This is a genomic window from Streptomyces sp. NPDC058375, from assembly GCF_042723425.1.
In the GTDB taxonomy this organism is placed as follows: domain Bacteria; phylum Actinomycetota; class Actinomycetes; order Streptomycetales; family Streptomycetaceae; genus Streptomyces; species Streptomyces durocortorensis.
The window spans coordinates 1-11,386 of sequence record NZ_JBHXJG010000235.1; the positions used below are offsets into that span (position 1 = coordinate 1).

Consider the following 11,386-nt stretch of genomic DNA (forward strand, 5'->3'; position numbering starts at 1 on the left):
GATCACCGGTCCGGGCCCTTCCGTATGTTCTGCGAGATATGTTCTGCGAGATGGCCCGCGGGGTGTCAGCCGGCCTTCTTCGCGCCACCGACTGCGGCGATCGCGCCGATGCCGAGGAAGAGGTACGTCATGAAGTCGGCCTCCTGCGACCAGGCGTCCGTCACGGTGTCGAAGTGGTCGCCGACGACCTCGGAGAACGGGATCTGCGCCAGGTCGGCCAGCACCATCGAGATGCCGATGAGCTGACCGATGTAGACCGCGCCGACCGAGAAGACCGCCGACGCGGCGATGACGGCCGGGTTGGAGCCGCCGACCTTGCTCGCCGCGAAGCCGACCAGGAAGCCGACGCCGACCGCCGCGTAGCCGACCTCGCGCTCGATGGAGCCCGCGATCACGCCGTACAGGATGCCCGCGACGATCGCCGCACCGAGTGCGACCCCCACGCCGAGCAGGATGTTGTTGCGGGCCGGGGGAGCCGGGGTGAACGGCGCGCCACCGGCGAACGGGGCGCCCTGGCCGGGCTGCTGACCCGCGAACGGATTGCCGGCCGGGGCCGGGGGCTGCTGGCCGTAGGGGTTGCCGGTGGGCGCGCTGGGAGCCTGCTGGCCGTAGGGGTTGCCGGTGGGCGCGCCGGGAGCCTGCTGGCCGTACGGGTTGCCGGTCGGGGCGGTGGGCTGACCCGGCTGGCCGACGTACGGGTTGCCGTCGACGGGCTGACCGCCGAAGGGCTGCTGGGGCTGGTTCGGCGGCTGCACGGGCTGACTCACGGTGGGGCTCCCCCTGGGACGGCTGCACACGCGTGTGCGTAGTTCGCACGTCTGTGCGCTCTGTGACGCCGCAGAGTAGCAGCACCGTCCGGATCCGGTCACTGACGATCTTTCGACGGCCCGTCACATCCCGGGGCTCCTCCTACAGCCGGTGCGCGGCCCCCGCCGGAGTCGCCCCCCGGGTGTCCAGGAGCAGTTGGGCCTTCACCGCGAGGCCCTGGAGGTCGTAGGTGCGGTGCTGCTGGAGCAGTACGGTCAGGTCGGCCGCGGCCGCCGCCTCGTACAGCGAGTCGGCGCGCGGGACGGGGCGTTCGCGTACCCGCCAGTCCAGGACGTGCGGGTCGTGGTAGCCGATCTGGGCGCCCATGTCCATCAGCCGGGCGGCGATCTCCCGGGCGGGCGCGGCCTCCTGGTCGGCGCTGTCCGGCTTGTAGGTGACGCCGAGCAGCAGCACGCGCGCGCCCCGCACGGACTTGCCGTGCTCGTTCAGGAGGGTGGCGCAGCGCCGGATGACGTAACTGGGCATCCGGTCGTTGATCTCCTGCGCCAGCGAGACCATCCGCAGCGGGTGTCCGGGGGTGCCGGTGCTGTAGGGCGTGCAGCCGGGGTCCACCGGGACGCCGTGCCCGCCGACGCCGGGGCCGGGGCGGAAGGGCTGGAAGCCGAACGGCTTGGTCTCCGCGCACCGGATGACGTCCCAGAAGTCGACGCCGAGGTCGTGGCAGAGCACCGCCATCTCGTTGACCAGCGCGATGTTGACGTGCCGGAAGTTGGTCTCCAGCACCTTCGTCATCTCCGCCTCGCGCGGTCCGCGGGCCCGGACGACCTTGTCGGTGAGCCGTCCGTAGAAGGCGGCGGCCGACTCGGTGCAGGCAGGGGTGAGGCCGCCGATGACCTTGGGCGTGTTGGCCATGGTGTGGGTGCGGTTGCCGGGGTCGAGCCGGCCGGGGGAGCAGGCGAGGTGGAAGTCGCGTCCGGCGACGAGTCCGGAGCCCTCTTCGAGCAGGGGGCGCAGGACGTTCTCGGTGGTGCCGGGCGGTACGGCGGATTCCAGCAGCACGGTGGTGTGCGGGCGCAGCCGGGCGGCCAGGGCGCGGGCGGCGTCGCCGAGCGCGGTGAGGTCGACGGTGCGGTCGGGGCCGAGCGGGGTGGGGGAGCAGATCACGGCGGTACGGACCCGGCCCAGCTCGGCGGGGTCGGTGGTGGGGCGGAAGCCGCCGGAGAGCATGCGGCGGATCCCGGACGCGGTGAGGGTGCCCTCGACGGGGCTGCGGCCCGCCCTGAGCTCCGCGTAGGGGCGTGGATCGGGGTCGTAGCCGATGGTGTCGATTCCGGCGGTCACGGCGGCCTGGGCGAGGGGCAGGCCGAGGTGACCGAGTCCGATGACGGCGAGGTCCGCGGGCATACAGGAAGACCCCCTAAGTGCGGAGAGCGAAGATCGCAACTGCTGTGGACAGTGCAATGTCAGAATAGGCGTAAATATGACCTATATGTCGCATTCTGTGGTTCCGGACGTCCGGGTGTTGTCCACAGGCGGTGGCTGAACTCGGGGAGCGCGGACAGAATCGAGGGGTGGACACGGGCGGCCGGCCCCTCGGCCGGGTGGCACTCCCGTGTCCGACCACCCCGATCCACCGGGAGGCAGCAGTGAGGACAGCGACACTGGGACCGGCCGAGCGCACCGCCGCGCTCGCCGCCATGGCCGAGCGCGAACTGGACGTGCTGGTCGTGGGGGCGGGCGTGGTCGGCGCGGGCACGGCGCTGGACGCCGCCACCAGAGGCCTGACGACCGGCCTGGTCGAGGCGCGCGACTGGGCGTCCGGCACATCGAGCAGGTCGAGCAAGCTGATCCACGGCGGCCTGCGCTATCTGGAGATGCTCGACTTCGCCCTGGTCCGGGAGGCGCTCAAGGAGCGCGGGCTGCTCCTGGAGCGGCTCGCCCCGCACCTGGTGAAGCCCGTGCCCTTCCTCTACCCCTTGCAGCACAAGGGCTGGGAGCGGCTCTACGCCGGCTCCGGCGTCGCGCTGTACGACGCGATGTCGGTCTCCTCCGGCCACGGCCGCGGCCTCCCCGTCCACCGCCACCTCTCCCGCAAGCACGCCCTGCGGGTCGCCCCCGCGCTCAAGAAGGACGCCCTGGTCGGCGCCCTCCAGTATTACGACGCCCAGATGGACGACGCCCGCTTCGTCACCGACCTGGTGCGCACCGCCGCGTCCTACGGCGCCCACGTGGCGAACCAGGCCCGGGTCGTCGGCTTCCTCCGCGAGGGCGAGCGGGTCGTCGGCGCGCTCGTCCGGGACGTCGAGAGCGGCACGGAGTACGAGGTCCGCGCCAAGCAGGTGGTCAACGCGACCGGCGTGTGGACCGACGACACCCAGGGGCTCATCGGCGAGCGCGGACAGTTCCACGTCCGGGCCTCCAAGGGCATCCACCTGGTCGTCCCCAAGGACCGCATCCACTCCTCCACCGGCCTCATCCTGCGCACCGAGAAGTCCGTCCTCTTCGTCATCCCCTGGGGCCGGCACTGGATCATCGGCACCACCGACACCGACTGGGATCTGGACAAGGCCCACCCGGCCGCCTCCAGCGCCGATATCGACTATCTCCTGCAGCACGTGAACTCCGTCCTGAACACCCCGCTGACCAGGGATGACGTCCAGGGCGTCTATGCCGGGCTGCGGCCCCTGCTGGCCGGCGAGTCGGACGCCACCAGCAAGCTCTCGCGGGAGCACACCGTCGCCCACCCCGCCCCCGGCCTGGTCGTCGTGGCGGGCGGCAAGTACACGACGTACCGCGTCATGGCGAAGGACGCGGTGGACGAGGCGGTGCACGGACTCGACCAGCGGGTCGCCGCCTGCGTCACCGAGGACACCCCGCTGATCGGGGCCGAGGGGTACAGGGCCCTGTGGAACGCGCGCGCCCGGATCGCGGCCCGCACCGGACTCCATGTCGCCCGGGTGGAGCATCTGCTCAACCGGTACGGCTCAATGACGGAAGAAATTCTGGAACTGATCCTCGCCGACCCCGCCCTGGGCGAACCCCTGCCCGCCGCCGACGACTATCTGCGCGCCGAGATCGTCTACGCGGCCTCCCACGAGGGCGCCCGCCATCTGGACGACGTGCTGACCCGGCGCACCCGGATCTCCATCGAGACCTTCGACCGGGGCACCCTCAGCGCCCGGCTCTGCGCGGAGCTGATGGCGCCGGTGCTGGGCTGGGACCAGGGGCGGATCGACCGGGAGGTCGAGCACTACGAGAAGCGGGTGGAGGCCGAGCGCGAATCCCAGCGGCAGCCCGACGACCTCACGGCGGACGCCGCCCGGCTCGGCGCACCGGACATCGTGCCGATCTAGGAGGGCCCCTTCGGCGCCCCCCTGCCCCGGCGAGCCCCGGACGGCGGCCACCGCCTGTTGCCTCCGGGGCAGTTGGGCCCCATCGGTCCCGTGGGGCGGGGCGGTGGGCCGGTCCGGCCTGGACGGGGAGGCCGGGTTGGTAGGAGGCTGTGGGAGATTCCTCCATGGGCCGCGGCGCGGCGGACCCCGGACCCGGCACCAGGACCGGTCCCGGGGTGAGGGACAATGAACGCTCTGCCAGGGCGGGTTGATCGCAGAGGGGACGCATGTCGGAGGCGGAGCAGGCACGGGAGCCCCAACGGGACAAGAACGGTCGTCTCCTCGCGGGGCGCTACCGGCTCGGTGAGGTGCTCGGCCGGGGTGGCATGGGCACGGTCTGGCGCGCCGACGACGAGACGCTCGGCCGTACGGTCGCGGTGAAGGAACTGCGGTTCCCCTCGGCGATCGACGAGGACGAGAAGCGCCGGCTGATCACGCGCACCCTGCGTGAGGCCAAGGCGATCGCACGGATCCGCAACAACAGCGCGGTGACCGTCTACGACGTGGTCGACGAGGACGACCGCCCGTGGATCGTCATGGAGCTGATCGAGGGCAAGTCGCTCGCCGAGGCGATCCGTGAGGACGGCACGCTGACGCCGAGGCGGGCCGCCGAGGTCGGGCTGGCCATCCTCGACGTGCTGCGCTCGGCGCACCGCGAGGGCATCCTCCACCGCGACGTGAAGCCGTCCAACGTGCTGATCGCCGAGGACGGGCGCGTCGTGCTCACCGACTTCGGCATCGCCCAGGTCGAGGGCGACCCGTCGGTCACCTCCACCGGCATGCTCGTCGGCGCCCCCTCGTACATCTCGCCGGAGCGGGCCCGCGGTCACAAGCCCGGCCCGCCCGCCGACCTCTGGTCCCTCGGCGGACTGCTGTACGCGAGCGTCGAGGGCTGCCCGCCGTACGACAAGGGCTCGGCCATCGCCACCCTGACGGCCGTGATGACCGAACCGCTCGACCCGCCGAAGAACGCCGGTCCGCTCACCGAGGTCATCTACGGGCTGCTCGCCCGCGATCCCGATCAGCGCCTGGACGACGCCGGGGCACGGGCGTTGCTCAACGACGTCATCAACGCCCCCGACGTCCCCGCGCCGGCCCCGGTGGACTCCACCCAGATCATGGCCATCCCGCCGGCCCCGGCCGCCGACCCCCTGGTCAAGCGGACGCCGAAACAGCCCAAGGCCCCGAAGCCGCCCAAGCAGTCCACCGGAACGAGCGAGTCCGGCGAGGGCGCCCGCGACCGGCTGCGCGGCGCCCTGCGCTCCGTGCGCAACGCGAAGACCCCGGCGGCGGCCGCCGGAGCCGCCGCGGCTGCGGCGTCGGCGGGATCCCCGGCCGCCGCTGCCACCGGATCACCCGTCGCCCCGCCCAAGCCGCCGTCGCCGCCCGGGACTTCTGCCCCGGCAGCCCCGGCCGCGAAGTCCGGGGCGGGCGCGAAGAGCGCCGTCGCGGCCCCCGACGCCCCCGTCGGCACCCCGAAGTCCGCGGTGGCGGCGAACGCTTCCGTGCCCGGGCAGCGCCCGCCGTCCTCGGCCGCGTCCACGCGCGCCTCGATCACCGACGTGGTGCCCCGCCGCACCCTCGCGATCATCGCGGCCGTCGTCGTGCTGGCCATCCTCGGCACGGTCCTCGCCCTCACGCTCGGCGGCGACGACGCCGGCAAGAGCGGCAAGGACGACACCGCCGCTTCGGCCGGAGCCTCGGCCGGCGGCGCCGACGACAAGGGCGACGACACGGGCGGCGGTTCGGCCGGCGAGAAGGGCGACGGCCAGAAGGAGGGCCAGGGCCAGGAGGACGGCCGGGCCTCCGAGGACCCGTCCGGCGAGGGCTCCGACGACCCGAAGGCCGACGACCCGAAGGGCGACGAGGGCGACGGGCCGGACGCGGGCGGCTCCCTGCCCGCCGGCTACAAGGAGATCGCCGACACCCGGTTCCACTTCACCATGGCGATGCCCGAGGACTTCGAGCGCACCGGCATCGCGGGCACCAACTCCGGTGGCATCTACAACGCCTCGCAGGGCAGCTTCCCCCGGGTCCAGGTCGACTTCAACAGCTCGCCCAAGGACGACGCCGCGGCCGCCTGGCGCGGGGCCGTGGGCAGCGCCAAGGTCCTCAGCGACGGCTACAAGCACGGCAGCATAAAGAAGGTCGAGTACAACGGCTATCCGACCGTCGCCGACTGGACGTTCGAGCGCAACCACAACGGCGTCCGGGTCAAGGTGCTCAACCGCGGCTTCAAGGTGGACGCCAAGCGCGGCTACTCGATCATGATCAGCTGCAAGGCGGACGAGTGGGACGGCGAGGAGTGCCGGACGCTGCGCGACACCGCGTTCGCCACGTTCACCCCCACGGACTGACCGCCGGGCGCGCCCGATCCGGACCGGTGTGAAACGTTTGTGCGGGCCGGGTTGGCGCGACCCGGCCCGTCGACCCGTGTTGCCACGTATCGTAAGAGGCCGGAGACCGTACGCAGCCGGAACGACGGGTCAATTGCCCGCCGAATGACCGTAACTGACGGGTTCGTGCAGCTCTGATGGCCGGGGAACAGCGCGCTCTGGGGAGGCGTCGTGGACGACTACGCGGGTCGGGTGCTTGCCGACCGCTACCGCCTTCCGCTGCCCCCGTCCGACGGGTACGAACTGGCCGAGACCCGGGCGTTCGACACCTACAGCGGGCAGGAAGTCCTGGTCCGCCAGGTGCCGTTGCCGGAGATCGTGGACGCCGAGGTGCTCGACGGCGACGGGCGGGCCCCGATGTCCGGGCGCACCGCCGGCCGGGCGGTCCGCCGCAGTACGGACCCCGCGGTCCGGCGGGCGATCGAGGCCGCGCAGGCCGCCGCCCAGGTGCCCGACCACCCCCGGCTCGACCAGGTCTTCGACGTGTTCGCCGAAGCGGGTTCGCTGTGGATAGTCAGCGAGCTCGTGGCGGCCCGGTCGCTCGCCGCTCTCCTCGCCGAGCGCCCCCTCACCCCCTACCGGGCCGCCGAGATCGGCTCCGACGTGCTCACCGCCCTGCGGGTGCTGCACGCCCACGGCTGGACCCACCGCAACATCACCGTGCGCACGGTCCTGGTGTGCGACGACGGCCGCGTCATGCTCACCGGCCTCGCGGCGGGCGCCGCCGAGGAGGCCCTCTGCGGGTACGCCCCCGGACCGCAGCCCGACGCCGATCCGGTGGCCGCCCCGACGACGTACGGCATCCCGGCCGCCGAGCCCACCCCGCCGAGGGAGCTCGACGCCGCGCATCAGCTCCCGCCGGCCAGGAACGACGAGGGCTACGAGGCCGTCGAGAGCTACCAGAGCTACGAGGGCGGCGAGAGCCTCCAGGGCTACGGGGCCGTCGAGGGCCCCCGGGCCTACGGGGCCGGCGAGAGTGACGGGGCCGTCGAGGAGGGCGGGTACGCCCAGGAGCGCGCGGGTCACGGGAGTGGCGACGGTGGCGGTGAGTGGCGTGGGGGCCGGGACGGTCGGTCGGACGGCGACGGCTGGTCGGACCGGGACGGTCGGTCGGGCCGTGAGGGTCGGTCGGACGGGGACGGCTGGTCGGGCCGTGAGGGTCGGTCGGACGGGGACGGCTGGTCGGACCGGGACGGCCGGTCGGACGGGGACGGCTGGTCGGACCGGGACGGCCGGTCGGGCCGCGAGCTGTCCGTTCCGCCGCTGCCGCAGGGGTACGCGCCGCGCCGCGACGACGACCGGTACGGCCTGCCGCCGGGCCGCGAGGCCGATCCGGTCCCGGCGCAGCGGACCGAGGGGCAGGAGATCGTCCCGCGCCCCGCCGCCCCCGCCGTCCCGTACACCGCCGTACCGCCCCCCGCCGAGCCGGGCGCCGCGAGCGCCGCCCAGCTGCGGGCCGCGCGCGCCGGAGCCATCGCCGCCTACCGGGCGGGCGCGCGGGCCGCCGCCCGGGTCACCGAGGAGCGGCAGCAGGCCGACCGCACCCCGGCCGACCTCACGAAGCCGCCGCCGGACGAGCGCGAAGCCGCCCCGGGCTCCCGTACCACCGGACCCGCCCCCGGCGCGGACGTCACCGGCGCGGGCCCTACCGGCACAACCGGCGTGGACCCGACCAGCACCACCGGCACCCCCGGCGCGGGCCCCACCGGCACAACCGGCGTGGACCCGACCAGCACCACCGGCGCCACCGAAGCCGATCCCGGACCCGCCCCCGACGCCCGCGCCCTCCCCCTCCAGCGGCCCGCCCCCGTCGCCCCCCGGCCGACCGCCCCCTGGGGCGCTCCCGCCGAGGACCCCTACGACGACGAGGACGACGAGGACGACGAAGACCCCCGGCCGCCGGGCCGCCGCGTCCACCTCGCCGGGACCTGGGACGACGGGCCCCGCGCGCGGCCCGTCTCCGCCGGCGGCTCCGGCGAGGACGCGCTGCGCGCCGACTCCCGGCGGCCGGGCCCGCCGGTCCCCGCCCCGAAGCAGCTCGCCCGCACCGCGCCGCCCCCGGCCGGGCGGACCGCCGCCCGGGCCTGGGAGGACGCCGTCGCGGGCGGCGGCGAACCCGCCGTCTACCGCGGCCCCGCCACTCCGCTCGCCGCCGAGCGGGCCCGTCAGGCACGGATCGCCGTCGTCGGAGCCGTCACCGAGCGCTGGGCCCCCGAGCAGGCGGGCCCGGTCCACGACAACTGGCAGCTCGCACCCCCGATCGGCCCGTCCACCGACCTGTGGGCGCTCGGCGCGCTGCTCTACCGCGCCGTCCAGGGCCACGCCCCCTATCCCGAGGAGAACGCGGCCGAGCTGGTCCAGATGGTGTGCGGGGAGCCGCCCGCCTTCGCGGAGGAGTGCGGTCCGCTGCGGCCCGTCGTCGAGTCGCTGCTGCGCCAGGACCCCACGGAGCGGCCGGACTTCGAGGAGCTGCGCGGCTGGCTGCGCTCGCTGGTGCGCTCCGCGCCGGAGCCGGAGGCGGGCTCCGACGTCGTGACGCTTCCCGCGCCCGACGCCAGCCGGCTCCCCGTCGTACGCCGCCGGGGCGAGCTGGTCCGCCGGCGCCGGGGCCGTTTCGGCGGCGGCACGGCGCACGGCAGGCATCGCCAGGGGAAGCGCCGGCAGCCGCCGAAGGAGCGCGGCGGGAAGCAGCGGGACCGGCAGGACGCACTGCTGCCGCCCGACCGGTCCGTACGGATGCCCGTGGAGGCCTGGGAGGAGGAGCGCCCGGCCCGCACACCGCGTGCGCCCAAGGGCCCCCGGGTGCTGCGCGAACCGCCGCGCCGGGACGAGGGCGCGTCGCCGCGCCGCCTCGGGCGCCTGCTGCTGATCCTCATCCTGCTGCTGATGGCCGCCGCCGTCGCGTACGCCGTGATGTTCATGCCGAAGCAGGAGCCGGGCAAGGACAGCGGGGCTCCGGCCTCACCCGCCAACTCCGCCGCGCCGCCCGCCGCCTCGGGGGAGCCCGAGCCGTCCGCCTCCGCGAGCGGGTCCGGGGAGTCCGGCTCGCAGCAGCCGCAGACCAGCCGGTCCGCCGTCGCACTCGCCCCCGGCTACGCGCTCCGCAAGGACGCGGAGGGCTTCGAGGTCGGCGTACCGAAGGACTGGCAGCGCAGCCCGGCCAACGCGGACCGTCAGATCCGTTACGGCAGCGACGGGTTCACCCTGCTCGTGGTGCCCGGCCGCGACACCGTGAAGTCGGCGGGCGGCGATCCGCTGGACTACCAGCGGGACAAGGAGCCCGAGCTTCAGCCGTTCCGGGACTCCAGCTGGTCCTCCTCGTCCGGACTGCGCCGGGTCGACGTCGGCCGGCAGGCCATGGCCGAGGGGCAGTTCACCTGGCAGGAGAGCGGCGGGCGCGAGGTGTTCGTCCGTAATCTCGCCATGATCGTCGAAGGCCGCTACCACGTCATTCAGGTCATCGGCCCCGAGAACGACCGGGACAAGGTCACCGAGATCTACGAGCAGGCCATCGCCTCCTACCGGGTCGCCGGCTGACCGCAGGTCACGGCCGACCCGCGTCACCGCCTGAGCACACGTCATCGCCGCCGCCCCGCCAAGGGCGTTGTGCGGTGTCGACAACCATCACAGTGCGGTCTCGTGGGCGATCCCCCGTATCCGCGCCGCACCCCGCCTCCGTAATCTGGCCATCCGAGGAACGGGGCGGGGACAACACGTGGATCGATCACAGGGCACGGAAGCCGGACTGGTGCTGGCGGGGCGCTACCGGCTGAGCGACGTCCTCGGCCGGGGCGGCATGGGCAAGGTCTGGCGCGCCCACGACGAAGTGCTGCACCGCACGGTCGCTGTCAAGGAGTTGACCGCCGGGCTGTACGTCGCCGAGGCCGACCGGCTCGTCCTGCACGCCCGGACGCAGAAGGAGGCCCGGGCGGCGGCACGCATCACGCACCCCGGCGTCGTCACCGTCCACGACGTGATCGAGTACGACAACCGCCCCTGGATCGTCATGCAGTACGTCGACGGGCCCTCGCTCGCCGACCAGGCGAAGGAGAGCGGCGAGATCGCCCCGCGCGAGGCGGCCCGCATCGGCCTGCACGTGCTGAGCGCCCTGCGCGCCGCCCACAGCGCCGGGGTGCTCCACCGGGACGTCAAACCGGGCAACGTCCTGCTCGCCCGCGACGGACAGGTGCTCCTCACCGACTTCGGGATCGCCGCGATCGAGGGCGACTCCACCATCACCCGTACCGGCGAACTGGTCGGCTCCATCGACTACCTGGCCCCGGAGCGGGTACGCGGCGGCGACCCCGGGCCGGCCTCCGACCTCTGGTCGCTGGGCGCCACGCTGTACACGGCCGTCGAGGGGACCTCCCCGTTCCGCCGTACGTCCCCGATCTCCACCATGCAGGCCGTCGTCACCGAGGAGCCGCCCGCTCCGGTCAACGCCGGTCCGCTCGGGGCCGTCATCACCGCGCTGCTCCGCAAGGACCCGGCCGAGAGGCCCACCGCCGCGCAGACCGAGCAGATGCTGCTGGACGCCATGGAGGGCCGCGAACCCCGGGCCGCCCAGGCGCATGTGCCGACCCAGCGCTTCCCCGAGGACGCCCGGTACGGCTACCGGGACGGAGGCGGCCCCGGCGCCCCGGCCGATCCGCCCGGCTCGGACGGGGCCACCGCCCGGCTGCCCGGAGCGACCCCCGACGAGATCGCCCGGCCCGCCTCCGACCAGGTGTCCCCGGCCACCGGCCCCGCTTCCGCCCGGCTCGTCCTCCCAGGACCGGCGTACGTAGGCGACGAGCCGGGCGACCTCGCCGGTGAAGTCGGCGCGCAGGG

The 11,386-nt window shown here is 74.2% G+C and carries 6 protein-coding genes; 4 read left to right on the forward strand and 2 right to left on the reverse strand.

What is annotated here, in order from left to right; genetic code table 11:
• Positions 1–65: 65 nt before the first annotated feature.
• On the reverse strand, positions 66–767 hold the full coding sequence (locus ACFWM7_RS28365; RefSeq protein ID WP_383265696.1) for a hypothetical protein: 702 nt from the start codon (positions 765–767) through the stop codon (positions 66–68).
• 142 nt (positions 768–909) lie between these two features.
• Positions 910–2,172 (reverse strand): nucleotide sugar dehydrogenase, encoded by a 1,263-nt coding sequence (locus tag ACFWM7_RS28370; RefSeq protein ID WP_383265698.1) that lies wholly within the window; start codon positions 2,170–2,172, stop codon positions 910–912.
• A 242-nt stretch (positions 2,173–2,414) separates the two neighbouring features.
• Here ACFWM7_RS28370 and ACFWM7_RS28375 point away from each other — a divergent pair, with 242 nt between their 5' ends.
• The 4 genes from ACFWM7_RS28375 to ACFWM7_RS28390 all read left to right on the forward strand — a co-directional run.
• Positions 2,415–4,121, forward strand: coding sequence for a glycerol-3-phosphate dehydrogenase/oxidase (locus ACFWM7_RS28375; RefSeq protein ID WP_383265701.1), 1,707 nt, complete (start codon positions 2,415–2,417; stop codon positions 4,119–4,121).
• A 266-nt stretch (positions 4,122–4,387) separates the two neighbouring features.
• Positions 4,388–6,517, forward strand: a complete 2,130-nt coding sequence (locus tag ACFWM7_RS28380) for a serine/threonine-protein kinase (RefSeq protein WP_383265704.1) — start codon at positions 4,388–4,390, stop codon at positions 6,515–6,517.
• Positions 6,518–6,727: 210 nt separating this feature from the next.
• Complete coding sequence (locus ACFWM7_RS28385; protein ID WP_383265707.1) at positions 6,728–10,093, forward strand: protein kinase; 3,366 nt, start codon at positions 6,728–6,730, stop codon at positions 10,091–10,093.
• A gap of 178 nt (positions 10,094–10,271) precedes the next feature.
• Positions 10,272–11,386, forward strand: a 1,115-nt coding sequence (locus ACFWM7_RS28390) for a protein kinase (RefSeq protein WP_383265709.1), incomplete at its 3' end; no start/stop codon positions are given.